The organism is Streptomyces sp. YIM 130001, from assembly GCF_003574445.1.
Classification (GTDB): domain Bacteria; phylum Actinomycetota; class Actinomycetes; order Streptomycetales; family Streptomycetaceae; genus Streptomyces.
The window spans coordinates 298,905-318,801 of the sequence record NZ_KZ984552.1; the positions used below are offsets into that span (position 1 = coordinate 298,905).

Sequence of the window (19,897 nt, forward strand, 5' to 3'; positions counted from 1 at the left end):
GAGACGAAGGCGGAACACAGGTGGGTACGGGCACGACCGTCGAGGCCGGCGAAGCGGCCATCCCCGAGCTGGTCATCATCTCCGGGATGTCCGGAGCAGGCCGGTCCACGGCAGCGAAGTGTCTGGAGGACCTCGGCTGGTTCGTCGTGGACAACCTGCCGCCGGCGCTGATCCCCACCATGGTGGAGCTCGGAGCCCGGTCCCAGGGCAATGTGGCGCGTATCGCCGTCGTCGTCGACGTCCGTGGCCGCCGCTTCTTCGACAATCTGCGGGAGTCCCTCGCCGACCTCCAGGCGAAGCACGTCACCCGCCGGATCGTCTTCCTCGAATCGTCGGACGACGCCCTGGTCCGCCGCTTCGAATCGGTCCGCCGCCCGCACCCGCTGCAGGGCGACGGCCGCATCACCGACGGCATCGCCGCCGAGCGTGACCTGCTGCGCGAACTGCGCGGCGACGCCGACCTGGTCATCGACACCTCCAGCCTCAACGTGCACGAGCTGCGCGCCAAGATGGACGCCCAGTTCGCGGGCGACGAGGAGCCGGAACTGCGGGCGACCGTCATGTCGTTCGGCTACAAGTACGGCCTGCCCGTCGACGCCGACCTCGTCGTCGACTGCCGCTTTCTGCCCAACCCGCACTGGGTCCCGGAGCTGCGCCCCTTCACCGGACTCAGCGAAGAGGTGTCCGACTACGTCTTCGACCAGCCCGGCGCCAAGGAATTCCTCAACCAGTACTCGGAGCTTCTGCACCTGATCGCCACCGGCTACCGGCGCGAGGGCAAGCGCTACGTGACCATCGCGGTCGGCTGCACCGGCGGCAAGCACCGCTCCGTGGCGATGTCCGAGAAGCTCGCCGCGCGCCTCGCCTCCGAGGGCGTCGAGACGGTCGTCGTCCACCGGGACATGGGGCGCGAGTGAAACCGAACGTCCGGCGCATCCGTCCGAACCGACTCGGCCGCAGACGGGGCGCGCAGCCCAAGGTCGTCGCGCTCGGTGGCGGTATGGGCCTGTCGGCGTCGCTCGCCGCGCTGCGCCGCATCACCGGTGACCTCACCGCCGTGGTGACCGTCGCCGACGACGGCGGCTCCAGCGGACGCCTGCGCGACGAGCTCGGCGTACTGCCCCCGGGCGACCTGCGCAAAGCCCTCGCCGCCCTGTGCGGTGACGACGACTGGGGCCAGACCTGGTCACGGGTCATCCAGCACCGGTTCCAGTCGGGCGGCGATCTGCACGAGCACGCGGTCGGCAATCTGCTGATCGTCGCCCTGTGGGAGCAGCTCGGCGACCACGTCCAGGCACTCGACCTGGTGGGCACCCTGCTCGGCGCGCACGGCAGGGTGCTGCCGATGTCCGCGGTGCCCCTGGAGCTCCAGGCCCTCGTACGGGGGCACGACCCGGAGCACCCGGACCACATCGGCACGGTCCGCGGCCAGGCCAATGTGGCGCTGACCACGGGCGAGGTCCAGTCCGTACACCTGGTGCCGAACGACCCGCCCGCCGTACCCGAGGCGGTCGCGGCCGTGCTCGACGCGGACTGGGTGGTGCTCGGCCCCGGCTCCTGGTTCTCCTCGGTGATTCCGCACCTCCTGGTGCCCGAACTGCTCGACGCGCTCACCGAGACCAAGGCCCGCCGAGTGCTCTCGTTGAACCTGGCGCCACAACCCGGTGAAACCGAAGGCTTTTCTCCGCAGCGTCATTTGGAGGTTTTGGCCCGACACGCCCCTAAACTCGCCCTGGACGTGGTGCTGGCCGATCAGGCCGCCGTACGTGACACGGAATCGCTCAGCGAGTCCGCGAAGCGTCTCGGTGCGGCAGTCGAGCTGGCCCCGGTCGCCGCGCCTGACAGCAGCGCCAAGCACGACCCGGAGCTGCTGGCCGCCGCGTACGACCGTATTTTTCGGATGCATGGAAGGATCGGCCCATGGCGATGACGGCAGCGGTGAAGGACGAAGTCTCCCGGCTCCCCGTCACCCGGACCTGCTGCAGAAAGGCAGAGGTCTCGGCGATTCTCCGGTTCGCCGGCGGGCTCCATCTGGTCAGCGGACGCATCGTGATCGAGGCGGAGCTGGACACGGCGATGGCGGCCCGCCGCCTCAAGAAGGACATCCTGGAGATCTTCGGGCACAGCTCGGAGCTCATGGTGATGGCGGCCGGCGGACTGCGCCGCGGCTCCCGCTACGTCGTACGGGTGGTCGCGGGCGGTGACCAGCTGGCACGGCAGACCGGTCTGGTGGACGGCCGCGGCCGGCCCATCCGAGGACTGCCCCCGCAGGTCGTCTCGGGTGCCACCTGCGACGCCGAGGCTGCCTGGCGCGGCGCCTTCCTGGCGCACGGCTCGCTCACCGAGCCGGGACGTTCGTCCTCGCTCGAGGTGACCTGCCCGGGGCCCGAGGCGGCGCTCGCCCTGGTCGGCGCGGCCCGCAGGCTGAGCATCCCGGCGAAGGCCCGTGAGGTGCGCGGCGTGGACCGCGTCGTGGTCCGCGACGGCGACGCGATCGGCGCGCTGCTCACCCGGCTCGGCGCCCACGAGTCGGTACTGGCCTGGGAGGAACGGCGGATGCGCCGCGAGGTCCGTGCCACCGCCAACCGCCTGGCCAACTTCGACGACGCGAATCTGCGCCGCTCCGCCCGCGCAGCGGTGGCCGCAGGCGCCCGCGTGCAGCGCGCCCTGGAGATCCTCGGCGAGGAGGTGCCCGAGCACCTGGCAGCGGCCGGACGCCTCCGAATGGAGCACAAGCAGGCATCGCTCGAGGAGCTCGGTGCGCTCGCCGATCCGCCGCTCACCAAGGACGCGGTCGCCGGCCGTATCCGCCGCCTCCTGGCGATGGCCGACAAGCGGGCGCAGGACCTCGGTATCCCGAGCACCGAGTCCACCCTGACCGAGGAGATGGCCGACAGCATGGCCGACAACATGGCCGGCTGACCGGCCCTTCCGCGCCGCGGAAGACGCATCACCGCCCGACGGGCCGTGACCCTACTGAGGGGTACGGCCCGTCGGGCGTTTCCGGCCCTCGCTCGATGTCACTGCACCGGCCATGGAGAGGTAGGGTCGGAGGCGGTCGGGGACATCCCATACAGCTCGCCGGCGGACAAGCCGGCGCACCAACGAGGAGATCGGTTCGTGACGATCCGCGTAGGCATCAATGGCTTTGGTCGAATCGGCCGCAACTACTTCCGGGCTCTCAAGGAGCAGGGTGCGGACATCGAGGTCGTTGCCGTCAACGACCTGGGTGACACCGCGACCACTGCCCACCTGCTGAAGTACGACACGATTCTGGGCCGGCTCAAGTCGGAGGTGTCGCACACCGAGGACACCATCACCGTCGACGGACACACCATCAAGGTGCTCTCCGAGCGCAACCCTTCGGACATCCCCTGGGGTGACCTGGGTGTCGACATCGTCATCGAGTCGACCGGCATCTTCACCAAGAAGGCCGACGCCGAGAAGCACATCCAGGGCGGCGCCAAGAAGGTCCTCATCTCGGCTCCGGCCAAGGACGAGGACATCACCATCGTGATGGGCGTCAACCAGGACCAGTACGACCCCGCGACGCACAACGTCATCTCCAACGCCTCCTGCACCACCAACTGCGTGGCGCCGATGGCCAAGGTTCTCCTGGAGAACTTCGGCATCGTCAAGGGCATGATGACGACCGTTCACGCGTACACGAACGACCAGCGCATCCTTGACTTCCCGCACAAGGACCTGCGCCGCGCTCGTGCCGCCGCGGAGAACATCATTCCGACCACCACGGGCGCCGCCAAGGCGACCGCGCTGGTCATCCCGGAGCTCGCCGGCAAGCTCGACGGCATCGCCATGCGCGTGCCGGTCCCGACCGGTTCGGTCACCGACCTGGTCATCGAGCTCGAGCGCGAGGTCACCAAGGACGAGGTCAACACCGCCTTCCAGAAGGCGGCCGAGGGCCAGCTCAAGGGCGTCCTCGAGTACACCGAGGACCCGATCGTGTCCTCGGACATCGTCAACTGGCCGGCTTCCTGCACGTTCGACTCCTCCCTGACGATGGTTCAGGGCAAGAGCGTCAAGATCGTCGGCTGGTACGACAACGAGTGGGGCTACTCCAACCGTCTGGTGGACCTCACGACCTTCGTCGGCGGCCAGCTCTGAGCCGTAGCTGATACGGCAGGCACCTCGATGTGAGCACAGGGCTCGGGCAGCGCAACGCCGCGCGGCCCGGGCCCTGTTGCCTGTGTCCGACGCTCTCAAGGAGTCCACACCCCATGAAGACCATCGACGAACTTCTCGCCGAAGGCGTCACCGGACGGCGAGTCTTCGTCCGCGCCGACCTCAACGTGCCGCTGGACGGCACCACCATCACCGACGACGGACGCATCCGCGCGGTGGTGCCCACCGTGAAGGCCCTCGCGGACGCGGGCGCCCGAGTGGTCGTCGCCTCCCACCTCGGCCGGCCGAAGGGCGCGCCGGACCCCGCCTTCTCGCTGGCCCCCGCCGCCGCGCGCCTCGGTGAACTCCTCGGCGCCGACGTCGCGTTCGCCACCGACACGGTCGGCGATTCCGCACGCGCCACCGTGGCGGGCCTCGACGACGGCAGGGTCGCGGTCATCGAGAACCTGCGGTTCAACGCGGGCGAGACCTCGAAGGACGACGCCGAACGCGGCGCCTTCGCCGACCAGCTGGCCGAACTCGCCGACACCTACGTCGGTGACGGTTTCGGCGCCGTGCACCGTAAGCACGCCTCGGTCTTCGACCTTCCGGCCAGGCTCCCGCACGCGGCCGGTTACCTGATCGCCACCGAGGTCGGCGTGCTCAAGAAGCTCACCGACGAGGCCAAGAGCCCTTACGCGGTGGTCCTCGGCGGTGCCAAGGTCTCCGACAAGCTCGGTGTGATCGACCACCTCCTGGACAAGGCCGACCGCATCCTGATCGGCGGCGGAATGGCGTACACCTTCCTCAAGGCCCAGGGCTACGAGGTCGGTACCTCGCTGCTGCAGGAGGACCAGGTTCCGGTGGTCCAGGACTATCTGCGCCGTGCCGAGGACAAGGGCGTGGAGTTCGTGCTGCCCGTGGACGTCGTCGTCAGCGCGGAGTTCCCGGACCTCAGCACCAAGGCGCCGGGCAAGCCCGAAACCGTCTCCGCGGACGCCATCCCCGAGGGCCTGATGGGTCTCGACATCGGCCCGGATACCCGCAAGCTGTACGCCTCGAAGCTCGCCGACGCGGCCACCGTCTTCTGGAACGGCCCCATGGGCGTCTTCGAGCACCCCGACTACGCCGAAGGCACTCGCGGCGTAGCCCAGGCCCTGCTCGACTCCTCGGCCTTCACGGTCGTCGGTGGTGGAGACTCGGCCGCTGCCGTGCGACTGCTCGGCTTCGACGAGAATGCCTTCGGACATATTTCGACCGGCGGTGGGGCGTCCCTCGAATACCTCGAGGGCAAGACGCTCCCCGGCCTCGCCGCACTGGAGGACTGACCCCTTGACGACCCAGCTGAGTACGCGCACCCCGCTGATGGCGGGCAACTGGAAGATGAACCTCAATCACCTCGAGGCCATCACCCACGTCCAGAAGCTCGCCTTCGCGCTCGCCGACAAGGACTACGAGGCCGTCGAGGTCGCCGTCCTGCCGCCCTTCACCGATCTGCGTTCGGTGCAGACCCTGGTGACCGGCGACAAACTCAAGATCAAGTACGGCGCCCAGGACGTCTCCGCGCAGGACTCCGGCGCCTACACGGGCGAGATCTCGGGCCCGATGCTGGCGAAGCTGCAGTGCACGTACGTGGCCATCGGCCACTCCGAGCGCCGCCAGTACCACGACGAGACCGACGAGGTCTGCAACGCCAAGGTCAAGGCCGCCTACCGGCACGGGCTCACCCCGATCCTGTGTGTCGGTGAGGGGCTCGACGTCCGCAAGGCGCAGCAGCAGATCCCGCACACCCTCGCCCAGGTCGACGGTGCGCTGCAGGACATTCCGGCCGAGCAGGCCGAGTCCATCGTCATCGCCTACGAGCCGGTGTGGGCGATCGGCACCGGCGAGGTGGCGACGCCGGAGGACGCTCAGGAAGTCTGTGGCGCCATCCGCGGCCGCCTCGCCGAGCTGTACTCGCAGGAGCTCGCCGACCAGGTCCGTATCCAGTACGGCGGCTCCGTGAAGTCCGGCAACGTCGCGGCGATCATGGCGCAGCCCGATGTGGACGGTGCCCTGATCGGTGGGGCCGCGCTCGACGCGGAGGAGTTCGTCAAGATCGTCAGGTTCCGCGACCAGTGAGTGAATGACCGGCTCCGCCCCCGCTGCGCGGGGGCGGGAGCCGGACCTGCGGTGGGAGTCGTCCAAACGGGCCACCTCGGCGTAGGCTTGCGGGGGCCCGGTGGCTTCGTACACGGAGTCCGGGCCCCCGCATTTGTCGTCCTGTCCGGTTAGTCCGAGGAAGTTGGTTCAGCCGTGGTTATGGGGTTCTCGATCGCCCTGATCGTCTTCAGCGGGCTGCTGATGCTGCTCGTCCTGATGCACAAGGGGAAGGGCGGCGGTCTCTCCGACATGTTCGGTGGCGGCATGCAGTCCTCCATCGGCGGCTCCTCGGTGGCCGAGCGCAACCTCGACCGCATCACCGTCGTGGTCGGTCTGCTGTGGTTCGCGTGCATTGTCGTGCTCGGCTTGCTGATGAAGCTGAACAGCTGACTCCTACTGCCGTACGGTGTCGCGGACGCGGCCTATCATGGCCGCACGGCGTCCTGGACGGTGTAACTCCAATCCCTGGACGCGCGTTGGGCCTTACGTAAACTGGGGCAGCCGTGGCGCAGCCGCCGGTTAAACGCTGTGCAGCACCGTCATGCAGGGAGTTACGACCGTGGCAAGTGGCAACGCGATCCGTGGAAGCCGGGTCGGAGCCGGGCCGATGGGAGAAGCCGAGCGGGGCGAATCCGCACCGCGCCTGCGCATCTCCTTCTGGTGCTCGAACGGGCACGAGACAGTGCCGAGCTTCGCCAGCGACGCGCAGGTTCCGGACACTTGGGACTGCCCGCGCTGTGGTTTCCCGGCAGGCCAGGACCGGGACAACCCGCCGGACCCACCCCGCACCGAGCCGTACAAGACCCACCTCGCCTACGTACGTGAGCGGCGCAGTGACGCGGACGGCGAGGCGATCCTCGCGGAGGCGCTCGCGAAACTGCGCGGTGAAATCTAGCGCCACACCGAAGACTTGAACTGCGGCCGGGCACCTTCGCGGGTGCCCGGCCGCAGTTGTATGCCGCACAGCCGTCCGCGACCGCTGTCAGTGCCTCCCCCTACAGTGCGAAGCAGGGAAGCGGAGGGGGTAGTTGGTGAGTGTGCGGGAGTCGGTGGGGGTGCGGGTGACGCCCGCGTGACGCGGCGGTTTCGGGCGGCTGTGGACGGCCGCCGTGGTCTCCCGCTTCGGCGATTCCCTGCGCAATGCGGCGATGCCGCTGCTCGCCGCGTCGCTCACCGATGAACCGCTCCTGGTGGCCCTGGTGAGCGCCTGCGGTTACGTCCCGTGGATCCTCTTCGGCCTGCTCGGCGGTGCGGTCGCCGACCGGATCGACCAGCGGCGCGCGATGTGGACGGTGGACGCGGTGCGTGCCCTGATCCTGGCCGCCTTCGCCGTCGTCGTGGCCCGTGGTGACGCCACGATCGGGCTGCTCCTCGCGGTGGCGTTCGTCCTCACCACACTGCAGACGCTCTTCGACAATGCCGCGACGGCCTTCCTGCCGACCCTGTTGCCGCAGGAGACCCTGGGCAGTGCCAACGCCCGGCTGCAGACCGGCCAGCAGGTCGCCGGCGGATTCGTGGCGGCACCCCTGATGCCCGTACTCCTGGCCGTCGGCGTCGCGGTGCCCTACGGGGTGGACGCCGCGACCTACGCGCTCGCGACCCTGCTCATCCTCTCCATACACATCCCGCGCGGCACCGGCCCCGCGCCGCCCACCGCCCCGGCGAGAAGCCTGCGCGCCGACATCGGGGACGGGCTGCGGACGCTCTGGCGGGACCCGCCGCTGCGCGCCCTGTGCATCGCGACGACCGTGTGCAACGTGGGCGTGGGCGCCCTGGTCGCCACCCTGGTCCTGCACGTCACGGGCTGGCTGGACGCGGGCAACACGGTCTACGCCCTGGCGTTGACCTCGTACAGCGCCGGGAGCGTGGCGGGCGGATTCTGCGCCGGCCGGATCGCCGCCCGCATCGGGCGGATCCGGAGCGTGTGCCTGGCCGGTGCGGTCCAGTTCGTACCGCTGCTCGTCATCGGCACCGTGCGGGAGGTCTGGGCGCTGCTCGCCGGTCTGACCGTGTTCGGCCTGATGGGACTCGTCTGGAACGTCAACCAGGTGACCCTGATGCAGGAGCGGAGCCCCGCGGAGATGCTGGGCCGGATGAGCGCCGCCTTCCGCACGCTGACCATCGGCGCGGGCGCGCTCGGTGCCTTCCTCGGCGGTGTGGTGGCCACCACCTGGGGGCTCAACGCCCCGGCCCTGTGCGCGGCCGCGCTCGTCGGCCTGTCCGTCACCGTCCTGTTGCCCGTCGTCAGGGCGGCGGACAGCTCGCCGACGGACCGAAGCACGGTCTGATCAATTAGGTTGGAAGGGCAGCGGGGCAAGGTGCACCCGGGTACCGCGGTACTCGGGTACGAGAGAAGGCTGAAGTCCGGGATGAACGCAGATAGCCGCATCAGGCTGAACCAGACCCCCGAGTGGGCGGCGCTCGCGAAGCACCGCGAGCAGTGGGGCGAGACCGGCCTGCGCGAGCTCTTCGCCGCGCGGCCCGACCGTGGCACCGATTACACGCTCCAGGTCGGTGACCTGTACATCGACTACTCCAAGCAGCTCGTCACCGACGAGACGCTGACGCTGCTGCGAGACCTGGCCGCGGCCACGGGCGTGGAGGCTCTGCGGGACGCCATGTTCCGCGGTGAGCGGATCAACACCACCGAGGACCGCTCCGTCCTGCACACCGCGCTGCGCGCGCCGCGCGACGCGGTCGTCGAGTCCGACGGGGAGAACGTCGTCCCGGGTGTGCACGCCGTGCTCGACCGGATGGGCGACTTCTCCGACCGGATCCGCTCCGGCGCCTGGACCGGCCACACCGGCCGGCCCATCAAGAACGTCGTGAACATCGGCATCGGCGGCTCCGACCTCGGCCCCGCGATGGCCTACGAGGTACTGCGCGCCTTCACCGCCCGCGACCTCACCTTCCGCTTCGTGTCGAACGTGGACGGGGCCGATCTGCACGAGGCCGTACGGGACTTGGACCCGGCGGAGACGCTTTTCGTCATCGCCTCCAAGACGTTCACCACCATCGAGACCATCACCAACGCCACCTCGGCCCGCGACTGGCTCCTTGCCGGTCTCGGCGCCGGTCAGGACGCCGTCGCCAAGCACTTCGTCGCGCTGTCCACCAACGCCGAGAAGGTCGCCGAGTTCGGCATCGACACGGCCAACATGTTCGAGTTCTGGGACTGGGTCGGCGGGCGCTACTCGTACGACTCCGCGATCGGTCTCTCCCTGATGATCGCCATCGGGCGTGAGCAGTTCGGCGAGATGCTCGACGGATTCCGCCTGGTCGACGACCACTTCCGCACCGCGCCGCCCGAGGAGAACGCGCCGCTGCTGCTCGGCCTCCTCGGCATCTGGTACGGAAACTTCTTCGACGCGCAGTCGCACGCCGTCCTGCCGTACTCGCACTACCTGTCCAAGTTCACCGCGTACCTGCAGCAGCTGGACATGGAGTCCAACGGCAAGTCGGTGGACCGCGACGGCAACCCGGTGGACTGGCAGACCGGCCCGGTCGTCTGGGGCACCCCGGGCACCAACGGCCAGCACGCGTACTACCAGTTGATCCACCAGGGCACCAAGCTGATCCCGGCGGACTTCATCGGCTTCGCCGAGCCCGTCGCCGATCTGACGCCCGGTCTCGTCGCCCAGCACGACCTGCTGATGGCCAACTTCTTCGCCCAGACCCAGGCCCTCGCCTTCGGCAAGACGCCGGACGAGGTACGGGCCGAGGGCGTGCCCGAGGAACTGGTCCCGCACAAGAGCTTCCGTGGCAACCACCCGACGACCACCGTGCTCGCCCGCGCCCTCACCCCGTCCGTGCTCGGGCAGTTGATCGCCCTCTACGAGCACAAGGTGTTCGTGCAGGGCGCGGTGTGGAACATCGACTCCTTCGACCAGTGGGGCGTCGAACTCGGCAAGGTGCTCGCCAAGCGTGTCGAGCCGGCGCTCACCGAGGGCGCGGACGTCCCCGGTCTCGATGCGTCGAGCCAGGCTCTGGTCGCCAAGTACCGCGCGCTGCGGGGGCGTTGACCCCGGCAGACCGTACAAGCGAACGGCCCGGCGCCGTCGGTCCCCTCCCGGGGGCCGCGGCGCCGGGCCGTCGTGCCGTACGAGCCCTCGCGGTCAGGGAGAGGCCGGCGGATACAGGTCACGCGGCAGCCGGGCCGCGGCGGCCGAATCCAGCAGCCACAGCGTCCGCGCGCGGCCCTGTGCGCCCGCGGCGGGCGCCTGCACCTCGCCCCCGCCGGACAAGGCCATCGCCACCGCGTTCGCCTTGTCCTCGCCGGCCGCGAGAAGCCAGACCTCACGGGCCGACCGGATCGCGGGCAGGGTCAGGGAGATCCGGGTCGGTGGAGGCTTCGGCGCACCGTGCACGCCGATCACCGTGCGCTCGCTCTCGCGGGCCCCCGGGTGCTCCGGGAACAGCGACGCGACGTGGGTGTCCGGCCCGACGCCGAGCAGCAGGACGTCGAAGGCGGGCACGCTCGCATGGTTCTCCGGCCGTGCCGCGTCCGCGAGTTCGGCCGCGTAGGCCTCCGCCGCGGTGTCCGCGTCCCAGCCGCGGGGATCGTCCGACGCGGGCATCGCGTGCACCCGTGCCGGATCGAGCGGGACCGAGTCGAGCAGCGCCTCACGGGCCTGCGTGACGTTGCGCTCCGGATCGCCGTCCGGCAGGAAGCGCTCGTCGCCCCACCACAGATCGAGCCGGCCCCAGTCCACGGCGTCCCTCGCGGGCGCGGCGGCGAGCGCGGAGAGCAGGCCGTTGCCGTTACGCCCACCCGTCAGCACGACCGAGGCCGAACCACGGGCGGACTGGGCGTCCACGATCTTCGTGATCAGGCGGGCTGCGGCCGCCTGCGCCATGAGCTCCTTGTCCCGGTGGACGACGAGCTGGGGGACCGTACTCACTTGCCGGCCGCCTTCTTGGCCGGGGCCTTCGCCGCCTTCTTCGCCGGGGTGGCCTGCGCCGCCTTCTCCGCACTGTCCGTCGAAGCGGGCGGCCCACCGAGCCGCTCCACACCGAACTTCAGAGCCGAGGCGTAGGTGTCGTCCGGGTCGAGCCGCCGCAGCTCCTCCGCGATCAGCTCGGCCGTCTCGCGGCGCTTGAGCGCCACCGCGCGGTCCGGCTGGCCCTGCATCGAGAGGGTGGCGAGCGAACCGTCGGCCCGGTCGAGCACGATCGGCCCGCAGTCCGTCTCGAGTCGCACCCCGGTGAGCCCCGGACCGGAGGACAGCGTGCGGTTCACCGGGACACCGAGCCGGTCGGAGAGCCACATGCCGAGCAGTTCACAGCTCGGATTGAACTCCTCGCCCTCCACCTCGACAGCGGTGACCCGGCAGGTCACCTGGTCGAGCGCGGCCGCCAGCATCGAACGCCACGGGGTGATCCGCGTCCACGACAGATCGGTGTCGCCCGGCGTGTACGCCTCCGCGCGCGCGGTCAGTTCGTGAATGGGCTGCTCGGCCGCGTAGGTGTCCGTGACCCGCCGCTGCGCCAGCGCGCCCAGGGGGTCCTTCGCCGGATCGAGCGGTGCGTTCACCGGCCACCAGGCCACCACCGGGGCGTCCGGCAGCAGGAGTGGCAGGACCACCGACTGGGCGTGGTTGATCACGTCGCCGTACAGCCGGAGGACCACCGTCTCGCCGGTGCCCGCGTCAGCGCCGACCCGGACCTCCGCGTCGAGGCGCGATCCCGTGCGGTCCCGCGGCGAACGAGAGACGCGCTTGATGACGACCAGGGTGCGCGAGGGGTGCTCCCTCGACGCCTCGCTCGCCGCCTTCAGAGCGTCGTACGCGTTCTCCTCGTCGGTGACGATGACCAGGGTGAGCACCATGCCGACGGCCGGGGTGCCGATCGCACGGCGACCCTGCACCAGGGCCTTGTTCACCTTGCTCGAGGTGGTGTCCGTGAGGTCGATCTTCATGGCCGACGCCAGCTCCGTCCGTCTCGTTCGAGCATTTCGTCCGCCTCCACGGGCCCCCACGTACCGGCCGGGTACTGCGCGGGCTTGCTGTTGCGGTCCCAGTACTCCTCGACCGGGTCGAGGATCTGCCAGGACAGCTCGACCTCCTCGGTGCGCGGGAACAGGTTCGAGTCGCCGAGCAGCACATCGAGGATGAGCCGCTCGTACGCCTCGGGGCTGGACTCCGTGAAGGACTCGCCGTACGCGAAGTCCATGGACACGTCCCGCACTTCCATCGAGGTGCCGGGCACCTTCGAACCGAAGCGCATGGTCACGCCCTCGTCCGGCTGGACCCGGATGACCAGGGCGTTGTGCCCGAGCTCCTCGGTCGCCGTGTGGTCGAAGGGGGAGTGCGGCGCCCGCTGGAAGACCACCGCGATCTCGGTGACCCGCCGGCCGAGACGCTTGCCGGTGCGCAGATAGAACGGCACCCCGGCCCAACGCCTGTTGTCGATGGTCAGCTTGACCGCGGCGTAGGTGTCGGTCTTCGACTTGGCGTCGATGCCGTCTTCCTGCAGATACCCGATGACCTTCTCGCCGCCCTGCCAGCCGGCCGCGTACTGGCCGCGGACGGTGTGCTTGCCGAGGTCCTTGGGGAGGTGGACCGCGCCGAGCACCTTGGTCTTCTCGGCGGCGAGCGCGTCCGCGTCGAACGAGGCGGGCTCCTCCATCGCCGTGAGGGCGAGGAGCTGCAGCAGGTGGTTCTGGATCACGTCACGGGCCGCGCCGATGCCGTCGTAATAGCCGGCCCGGCCGCCGATGCCGATGTCCTCGGCCATGGTGATCTGCACATGGTCGACGTACGACCTGTTCCAGATCGGCTCGAAGAGGGTGTTGGCGAAGCGGAGCGCCAGGATGTTCTGGACGGTCTCCTTGCCCAGGTAGTGGTCGATCCGGAAGACCTGGTCCGGGCCGAACACCTCGTGCACGATCGCGTTCAGCTCGCGGGCCGAGGCGAGGTCGTGGCCGAAGGGCTTCTCGATGACGGCACGCCGCCAGGATCCGTCCTGCTGGTCGGCCAGACCGTGCTTCTTGAGCTGTTGGACGACCTGGGGGAAGAACTTCGGCGGCACCGACAGATAGAAGGCGAAGTTGCCGCCCGTGCCCTGTGCCTTGTCCAGTTCCTGGATCGTGGACTTGAGCGTCTCGAAGGCCTGGTCGTCGTCGAAGTCGCCCTGCACGAACCGCATGCCCTGGATCAGCTGCTGCCAGACCTCCTCGCGGAAGGGGGTGCGCGCGTGCTCCTTCACCGCGTCGTGCACCACCTGCGCGAAGTCCTCGTCCTGCCACTCCCGGCGGGCGAAGCCGATGAGGGAGAAGCCGGGCGGCAGCAGGCCGCGGTTGGCCAGGTCGTACACCGCGGGCATCAGCTTCTTGCGGGACAGGTCGCCCGTGACGCCGAAGATCACCAGGCCCGACGGCCCCGCGATACGCGGGAGCCGTCGGTCCGATGCGTCACGCAGCGGATTGGTGCCGCTCGCGGATTCGGGGGACAAGGCGGTCAGCCCTCCGACGGGGAGAGGCGCTTGAGCTCCGCCTCGGTGGACTTGAGCAGGTCGTTCCAGGACGCCTCGAACTTCTCCACGCCCTCGTCCTCGAGCAGCTGCACGATCTCGTCGTAACCGATGCCGAGCTTCTCGACGGCGTCGAGCTCGGCGCGGGCCTGCTCGTAGGTGCCGGCGATGGTGTTGCCCGAGACGGTGCCGTGGTCGCCGGTGGCCTCGAGAGTGGCCTCCGGCATGGTGTTCACCGTGTTCGGCGCGACCAGGTCCTCGACGTACAGCGTGTCCTTGTACGCGGGGTCCTTGACGCCGGTCGAGGCCCACAGCGGGCGCTGCACATTGGCGCCGGCCCGGTCCAGGACGCTCCAGCGGTCGCCGCCGATGACCTCTTCGTAGGCCTGGTAGGCGAGTCGGGCGTTGGCCAGGGCGGCCTTGCCGCGGGCGGCCTTCGCGTCCTCGGTGCCGAGGGCGTCGAGACGCTTGTCGATCTCGGTGTCCACGCGGGACACGAAGAACGACGCCACCGAGTGGATCTTGTCGAGGTCGAGGCCGGCGGCCTTGGCCTTCTCCAGACCGGCCAGGTAGGCGTCCATCACCTCGCGGTAGCGCTCGAGCGAGAAGATCAGCGTGACGTTGACGCTGATGCCCTTGGCGATCACCTCGGTGATCGCCGGCAGGCCCGCCCGGGTGGCCGGGATCTTGATGAACGTGTTCGGCCGGTCGACGAGCCAGGCGAGCTGCTTGGCCTCCGCGACGGTGGCCTTGGTGTTGTGCGCGAGGCGCGGGTCCACCTCGATCGACACCCGGCCGTCCTTGCCGCCGGTGGCGTCGAAGACCGGACGCAGCACGTCCGCGGCGTCTCGTACGTCCGCCGTGGTGATCATGCGTACGGCTTCTTCGACCGTCACACCGCGGGCGGCGAGGTCGGCGAGCTGCTGCTCGTAACCGTCGCCACCGGAGATCGCCTTCTGGAAGATCGAGGGGTTGGTCGTGACGCCCACGACGTGCTGCTGGTCGATCAGCTCGGCGAGGTCACCGGTCGTGATCCGCTTGCGGGACAGGTCGTCCAGCCAGATCGCCACGCCCTCCTCGGAGAGGCGCTTGAGTGCGTCTGTCATGGAAATTGCATCTCCTAGTTGATCAAAGGTCGTTGTACGGGCGTCAGCGCTGCGCGGCGCGCAGGGATTCCCTGGCGGCCGCGACGACGTGCTCGGGGGTGAAGCCGAACTCGCGGAACAGGGTCTTCGCGTCGGCGGAGGCGCCGAAGTGCTCCAGGGACACGATCCGGCCGCTGTCACCGACATAGCGGTACCAGGTCAGACCGATACCGGCCTCGACCGCGACGCGGGCCTTCACCGCGGGCGGCAGCACCTGCTCGCGGTACGACTGGTCCTGCTCCTCGAACCACTCGACGCACGGCATCGACACCACACGGGTCGGCACACCGTCGGCCTGCAGCTCGTCGCGTGCGGCGACGGCCAGCTGGACCTCGGAACCGGTGGCGATCAGGATCACCTGCGGGGCGCCACCCTCGGCGTCCGCCAGCACGTAACCGCCGCGCGCCGCGTCCTCGTTGCGGTCGTACGTCGGCACTCCCTGACGGGTCAGGGCCAGGCCGTGCGGGGCGCCCTTGCCGAACTCCTTGGTGTAGCGCTTCAGTACCTCGCGCCAGGCCACCGCGGTCTCGTTCGCGTCCGCGGGACGCACCACGTTCAGGCCGGGGATCGCGCGCAGCGAGGCCAGGTGCTCCACCGGCTGGTGGGTCGGGCCGTCCTCGCCGAGGCCGACGGAGTCGTGCGTCCACACGTAGGTGACCGGCAGGTGCATCAGGGCCGACAGGCGCACGGCGTTGCGCATGTAGTCGGAGAACACCAGGAACGTGCCGCCGTAGACGCGGGTCGGGCCGTGCAGCGCGACGCCGTTGAGCACGGCGGCCATGGCGTGCTCACGGATGCCGTAGTGCACCGTGCGGCCGTACGGGTCCGCCTCCGGCAGCGGGTTGCCCGCGGGGAGGAACGAACTCGTCTTGTCGATGGTGGTGTTGTTGGAACCCGCGAGGTCGGCCGAGCCGCCCCACAGCTCCGGGATCGTCCCGCCGAGCGCCTGCAGGATCTTGCCGGACGCCGCACGGGTCGCGACCGAGGTACCGGTCTCGAACTCGGGCAGCAGGTTCTGCCATCCCTCGGGCAGCTCGCCGGCCTGCATCCGGTCGAAGGCCGCGGCCCGCTCGGGGTTGGCGTCGCGCCAGACGGAGAAGGCCTTGTCCCAGCCTTCCCGCGCCTGACTGCCGCGCTCGGCGGCGAGCCGGGTGTGACCGATGACCTCGTCGGAGACCTCGAAGGACTTGTCCGGGTCGAAGCCCAGGATCCGCTTGGTCCAGGCGACCTCGTCGTCGCCGAGCGCCGAGCCGTGCGCGGCCTCGGTGTTCTGCGCGTTCGGCGCGGGCCAGGCGATGATCGAGCGGGCGGCGATGAACGAGGGCCGCTCCTTCTCGGCGCGGGCCGCCTCCAGGGCCGCGAACAGACCGGCGGGGTCCAGATCGCCGCTCTCCAGCTGCTCCACCCGCTGCACGTGCCAGCCGTAGGCCTCGTAGCGCTTCAGGGTGTCCTCGGAGACCGCGGTCTCCGTGTCGCCCTCGATGGAGATGTGGTTGTCGTCCCACAGCAGAACGAGGTTGCCGAGCTTCTGGTGACCCGCCAGCGACGACGCCTCCGAGGAGATGCCCTCCTGCAGACAGCCGTCACCGGCGATCGCGTAGACCATGTGGTCGAACGGCGACTCGCCCGCGGGTGCGTCCGGGTCGAACAGGCCGCGCTCGAAGCGGGCGGCCATCGCCATGCCCACCGCGTTCGCCACACCCTGGCCGAGCGGCCCCGTAGTGGTCTCGACGCCGGTGGTGTGGCCGTACTCCGGGTGGCCCGGGGTCTTCGAACCCCAGGTGCGGAAGGCCTTCAGGTCGTCGAGCTCGAGGCCGTACCCGGCCAGGTACAGCTGGATGTACAGCGTCAGCGAGGAGTGTCCGGCGGACAGGACGAACCGGTCGCGGCCCACCCACTCGGCATCGGTGGGGTCGTGCCGCATCACCTTCTGAAACAGGGTGTACGCGGCCGGAGCCAGACTCATTGCCGTACCCGGATGTCCGTTGCCCACCTTCTGCACGGCATCCATCGCCAGCACCCGCACCGTGTCAACGGCACGCTGATCCAGATCGGTCCACTCGAGGTCTGTGGTCGTCGGCTTGGTGCTCACCCTGGTTCAGGGCTCCTCTCCACATGTCTGTATCCGGCGACATGTGTGCGCCGGGCGCTGTCGAGCCTACCGCCGCGGAAGCGGCCTGATTTTCGCCTCATTACAGACTGCCGGGAGCTGCCCGCCTTCGCCTCCGGAGCGCGTCCCCGTGGGTCCGGACCTGCGTGCCAACACGAGCCGACCCCCGCGAGGAGGCGAGCACGGCCAACGTCTAGAGTGGCGAGGTACGCGCGAGCTTTTACCCGGTCTTCATGTCTGACGGCTAATGAGGTGGGCTTGCTGGGAGTCTCTGTCAGGGGTGTGCGTGACGGCCGTTGAATCCCGTCCCGGGGGTACCGAGGCCGCGGGCGAAGTCGGGGCGAGTCAGGCTCGTTGGTCCGCGAAGGACCGTGTTCTCGCTTTCGTCGCGCTGACCAAGCCGCGCATCATCGAGCTGCTGCTCATCACCACCGTCCCCGTGATGTTCCTGGCCGAACAGGGCGTGCCCAACCTCTGGCTGGTGCTCGCCACTTGTGTCGGCGGGTACCTCTCGGCCGGCGGCGCAAACGCCCTGAACATGTACATCGACCGGGACATCGACGCCCTGATGGAGCGTACGAGGCAGCGCCCGCTGGTCACCGGCATCGTCAGCCCGCGCGAGGGCCTGGTCTTCGGCATCACCCTCGCGGTGGTCTCGACCCTCTGGTTCGGACTGCTCGTCAACTGGCTCTCGGCCTGGCTGTCGCTCGGCGCCTCGATGTTCTACGTGGTCGTCTACACGATCATCCTCAAGCGGCGCACCTCCCAGAACATCGTCTGGGGCGGCATCGCCGGCTGCCTTCCGGTCCTCATCGGCTGGTCCGCGGTGACCGACTCGATGTCCTGGGCCGCGGTCATCCTCTTCATGGTGATGTTCTTCTGGACGCCGCCGCACTACTGGCCGCTGTCCATGAAGGTGAAGGACGACTACGCGCGCGTGGGCGTCCCGATGCTTCCGGTGATCGCCTCCAACAAGGTGGTCGCGCGTCAGATCGTCATCTACAGCTGGGTGATGGTGGGTGTCTCACTGCTGCTCACGCCGCTCGGCTACACCGGCTGGTTCTACACCGCCGTGGCGCTCGCGGCGGGTGGTCTGTGGCTCTGGGAGGCGCACGCGCTGCAGTCCCGGGCCAAGTCCGGTGTGACGGGCGGCAAGCTCAAGGAGATGCGGCTCTTCCACTGGTCGATCACCTACGTCTCGCTGGTGTTCCTCGCGGTCGCGATCGACCCCTTCCTGCGCTGAGCGCGCGGCAATTCCCTCGACGGGTGGCGGACGTGGCCCAGGCCACGCCCACCACCCGTCGCCGCGTTCGCTACCGCTCGGTAGCATCCTGTGCATGGCAGAGACTGAAGCGGTTGCAGAGGGGTCGGCCCCGTCGGCGAAGGACGAGCGCCGGGTGGCCGGACTGGCCAAGCGGATCGGCGCGTTCGCCCAGGCCCACGGAGGCGTGGAGGCGCAGATCGCGTACGTCGGTGAGCGCGGGGTGCGCATCGTGCTGGTCGGTGAGGACGGCGGCTGGGGCGACATCGTTGAGCCCAGCGACCGGATCGCGCGCAGCGCCGTGGAGAAGGCCGGCGTGACCCTGCACGAGGACCTCGACGGGGACTTCGCGGCCAAGGTCGAGACCGGGCCGTACGAGTGGAAGCGGATGGCCGGGATCCAGATCGGCGGCTGAGGGCGGTCGGTCGCTCGGACCGCCCGGAGGCCAACACCTGTGAGCGTGTTCACCCGTTAGGACCGTAGGGGGCTGCGACAGCCCCCGCAGGAGACGGACCGTCCACGGGAGCCCGGATGATCGAGACGCCGCAGCTGGTGGACCAGTACTGCCACGGCGTGCTCCGTACGGAACTGGGCCTCGGGACCTTCGAGGCCCAGCTCGGCCGGGGCGGCGGCCCGCCTGCGCCGGGCACGACCTTCTTCGACACCTGGGCCGGATTCGCCGTACGCCGCTGGTGTCCGCCGCTGCTCGGACTCGAGCCGCACTGCCCGCCGGCGCACTATCTGGCCCGCCGCCGCGAACTGGGCGTCATCGAGTCCGGACGCAGACTTCTGCGGGGCAGCGGCATCGGCGCCTTCCTGGTCGACACCGGGTCGGACGGGGACCTCACGGGGCCGGGGGAGATGGCCTCGGCGTCGGACGCCGAGGCCCACGAGGTCGTGCGGCTCGAACTGCTCGCCGAACAGGTCGCCGCCACCTCGGGCACCGTCGAGTCCTTCCTCGCCAACCTCGCCGAGTCGGTCCACGCGGCCGCCTCCCACGCCGTCGCCTTCACCTCCGTCGCGGGCGTACGCCACGGGCTCGCCGTCGGCCCCGAGCCGCCGGACGCGGCCGAGGTCTCCCGGGCCGCGGGCCGGCGCCTCCAACGGCGCGCAACCGTCGTCGGGCCCTCCCGTGGCCTCGACGATCCGGTGCTGCTGCGCCATCTGCTCTGGATCGCCGTGGGCACCGGCCGCCCTCTCCAACTGCTGCTCGACGGGCCCGATCCGGGCTCGCGGGCCGCCGCGTTCGCCCGCGAGACGGCAGGGCTCGGCACGGATCTGGTGCTGCTGCCGCGCGGCCCGCAGGACGCGCCCGCGGTCGGCTTGACCGCCGAATTCCCGCACGTCCACGCCGATTTGGGGCGTGCACTGGCCCGTACGGGGGCACGGGCGGAGCCGTTGCTCGCGGAGCTGCTCGACCTCGCGCCGTTCGGCAAGCTGCTCTTCTCCAGCGGCGCGAGGGCGCTGCCCGAGCTGCACGTGGTGGCGGCCCGGTCGTTCGCGGGCGCCCTCGGCCGGCTGCTCGATGCTCTGGTGGCCGACGGTGCCTGGTCCGCCACGGATGCCGGCAGAGTGGCGCGAATGCTTGCCGCGGAGAACGCACGGCGGGTGTACGGACTGCCGGAGGGTCCGGGCGCCTGACGGGCC

Annotated in this window: 18 protein-coding genes; 13 read left to right on the forward strand and 5 right to left on the reverse strand. The window is 69.9% G+C overall.

All coding sequences use genetic code 11. The features are described 5' to 3' along the window. The first annotated feature begins 20 nt into the window (after positions 1 to 20). From rapZ to pgi, 10 genes are all read left to right on the forward strand, one after another. On the forward strand, positions 21 to 917 hold the full coding sequence (rapZ, locus tag DSC45_RS11270; protein ID WP_240434578.1) for an RNase adapter RapZ: 897 nt from the start codon (positions 21 to 23) through the stop codon (positions 915 to 917). Continuing rightward, positions 914 to 1,930: a gluconeogenesis factor YvcK family protein gene (yvcK, locus tag DSC45_RS11275; protein ID WP_119289675.1), complete on the forward strand. Its 1,017-nt coding sequence runs from the start codon at positions 914 to 916 to the stop codon at positions 1,928 to 1,930. Before rapZ ends, yvcK begins: the two co-directional genes overlap by 4 nt. Further along, complete coding sequence (whiA, locus tag DSC45_RS11280; protein WP_119289677.1) at positions 1,921 to 2,922, forward strand: DNA-binding protein WhiA; 1,002 nt, start codon at positions 1,921 to 1,923, stop codon at positions 2,920 to 2,922. The genes yvcK and whiA overlap by 10 nt, the downstream gene beginning before the upstream one ends. 198 nt (positions 2,923 to 3,120) lie before the next feature. Further along, on the forward strand, positions 3,121 to 4,125 hold the full coding sequence (gap, locus tag DSC45_RS11285; RefSeq protein WP_119289679.1) for a type I glyceraldehyde-3-phosphate dehydrogenase: 1,005 nt from the start codon (positions 3,121 to 3,123) through the stop codon (positions 4,123 to 4,125). Between the two features lie 113 nt (positions 4,126 to 4,238). Continuing rightward, complete coding sequence (locus DSC45_RS11290; RefSeq protein WP_119289680.1) at positions 4,239 to 5,450, forward strand: phosphoglycerate kinase; 1,212 nt, start codon at positions 4,239 to 4,241, stop codon at positions 5,448 to 5,450. Positions 5,451 to 5,466: 16 nt separating this feature from the next. After that, positions 5,467 to 6,243, forward strand: coding sequence for a triose-phosphate isomerase (tpiA, locus tag DSC45_RS11295; protein ID WP_119289964.1), 777 nt, complete (start codon positions 5,467 to 5,469; stop codon positions 6,241 to 6,243). A 180-nt stretch (positions 6,244 to 6,423) separates the two neighbouring features. Beyond that, the gene (gene secG / locus DSC45_RS11300) at positions 6,424 to 6,654 is read left to right on the forward strand and encodes a preprotein translocase subunit SecG (RefSeq protein WP_119289682.1); all 231 of its coding nucleotides are present in this window, start codon (positions 6,424 to 6,426) and stop codon (positions 6,652 to 6,654) included. 169 nt (positions 6,655 to 6,823) lie between these two features. Further along, a complete protein-coding gene (locus DSC45_RS11305) occupies positions 6,824 to 7,159 on the forward strand; it encodes an RNA polymerase-binding protein RbpA (RefSeq protein WP_078077905.1) in 336 nt (111 codons plus the stop codon). Positions 7,160 to 7,358: 199 nt separating this feature from the next. Then, positions 7,359 to 8,552 (forward strand): MFS transporter, encoded by a 1,194-nt coding sequence (locus DSC45_RS11310; RefSeq protein WP_240434591.1) that lies wholly within the window; start codon positions 7,359 to 7,361, stop codon positions 8,550 to 8,552. An 81-nt stretch (positions 8,553 to 8,633) separates the two neighbouring features. After that, positions 8,634 to 10,286: a glucose-6-phosphate isomerase gene (gene pgi, locus DSC45_RS11315; protein WP_119289966.1), complete on the forward strand. Its 1,653-nt coding sequence runs from the start codon at positions 8,634 to 8,636 to the stop codon at positions 10,284 to 10,286. Between the two features lie 93 nt (positions 10,287 to 10,379). Here the strand turns inward: pgi and pgl are convergent, their stop codons facing one another. Genes pgl through tkt form a run of 5 tightly spaced genes read right to left on the reverse strand, consistent with a single transcriptional unit; the run spans position 10,380 to position 16,971 of the window. After that, entirely contained in the window at positions 10,380 to 11,165 is a 786-nt protein-coding gene (pgl, locus tag DSC45_RS11320; protein ID WP_119289684.1) for a 6-phosphogluconolactonase, read from the reverse strand. Then, positions 11,162 to 12,181 (reverse strand): glucose-6-phosphate dehydrogenase assembly protein OpcA, encoded by a 1,020-nt coding sequence (opcA, locus tag DSC45_RS11325; protein ID WP_119289686.1) that lies wholly within the window; start codon positions 12,179 to 12,181, stop codon positions 11,162 to 11,164. The genes pgl and opcA overlap by 4 nt, the downstream gene beginning before the upstream one ends. Further along, positions 12,178 to 13,716, reverse strand: coding sequence for a glucose-6-phosphate dehydrogenase (zwf, locus tag DSC45_RS11330; protein WP_119289688.1), 1,539 nt, complete (start codon positions 13,714 to 13,716; stop codon positions 12,178 to 12,180). The genes opcA and zwf overlap by 4 nt, the downstream gene beginning before the upstream one ends. A gap of 5 nt (positions 13,717 to 13,721) precedes the next feature. Then, positions 13,722 to 14,840, reverse strand: a complete 1,119-nt coding sequence (tal, locus tag DSC45_RS11335; protein ID WP_119289690.1) for a transaldolase — start codon at positions 14,838 to 14,840, stop codon at positions 13,722 to 13,724. Positions 14,841 to 14,883: 43 nt separating this feature from the next. Beyond that, positions 14,884 to 16,971, reverse strand: coding sequence for a transketolase (gene tkt, locus DSC45_RS11340; protein ID WP_119289692.1), 2,088 nt, complete (start codon positions 16,969 to 16,971; stop codon positions 14,884 to 14,886). Between the two features lie 304 nt (positions 16,972 to 17,275). Between tkt and DSC45_RS11345 the strand changes: the two genes are divergently transcribed. The 3 genes from DSC45_RS11345 to DSC45_RS11355 all read left to right on the forward strand — a co-directional run bounded on the left by DSC45_RS11345 (position 17,276) and on the right by DSC45_RS11355 (position 19,891). Then, positions 17,276 to 18,232 (forward strand): heme o synthase, encoded by a 957-nt coding sequence (locus tag DSC45_RS11345; RefSeq protein WP_162929189.1) that lies wholly within the window; start codon positions 17,276 to 17,278, stop codon positions 18,230 to 18,232. Between the two features lie 94 nt (positions 18,233 to 18,326). Further along, a complete protein-coding gene (locus DSC45_RS11350; protein ID WP_119289696.1) occupies positions 18,327 to 18,665 on the forward strand; it encodes a hypothetical protein in 339 nt (112 codons plus the stop codon). Positions 18,666 to 18,781: 116 nt separating this feature from the next. Next, positions 18,782 to 19,891 carry an amidohydrolase gene (locus tag DSC45_RS11355; RefSeq protein ID WP_119289698.1) on the forward strand — a complete coding sequence of 370 codons (1,110 nt, stop codon included), beginning with the start codon at positions 18,782 to 18,784 and terminating at the stop codon, positions 19,889 to 19,891. Positions 19,892 to 19,897 lie beyond the last annotated feature (6 nt).

Coding starts and splice junctions, on each gene's coding strand:
- secG (WP_119289682.1), top strand. CDS start 6,424: ATGGGGTTCTCGATCGCCCTGATCGTCTTCAGCGGGCTGCTGATGCTG.
- DSC45_RS11350 (WP_119289696.1), top strand. CDS start 18,327: ATGGCAGAGACTGAAGCGGTTGCAGAGGGGTCGGCCCCGTCGGCGAAG.
- opcA (WP_119289686.1), bottom strand. CDS start 12,181: ATGAAGATCGACCTCACGGACACCACCTCGAGCAAGGTGAACAAGGCC.
- DSC45_RS11290 (WP_119289680.1), top strand. CDS start 4,239: ATGAAGACCATCGACGAACTTCTCGCCGAAGGCGTCACCGGACGGCGA.
- pgi (WP_119289966.1), top strand. CDS start 8,634: ATGAACGCAGATAGCCGCATCAGGCTGAACCAGACCCCCGAGTGGGCG.
- DSC45_RS11355 (WP_119289698.1), top strand. CDS start 18,782: ATGATCGAGACGCCGCAGCTGGTGGACCAGTACTGCCACGGCGTGCTC.
- whiA (WP_119289677.1), top strand. CDS start 1,921: ATGGCGATGACGGCAGCGGTGAAGGACGAAGTCTCCCGGCTCCCCGTC.
- tal (WP_119289690.1), bottom strand. CDS start 14,840: ATGACAGACGCACTCAAGCGCCTCTCCGAGGAGGGCGTGGCGATCTGG.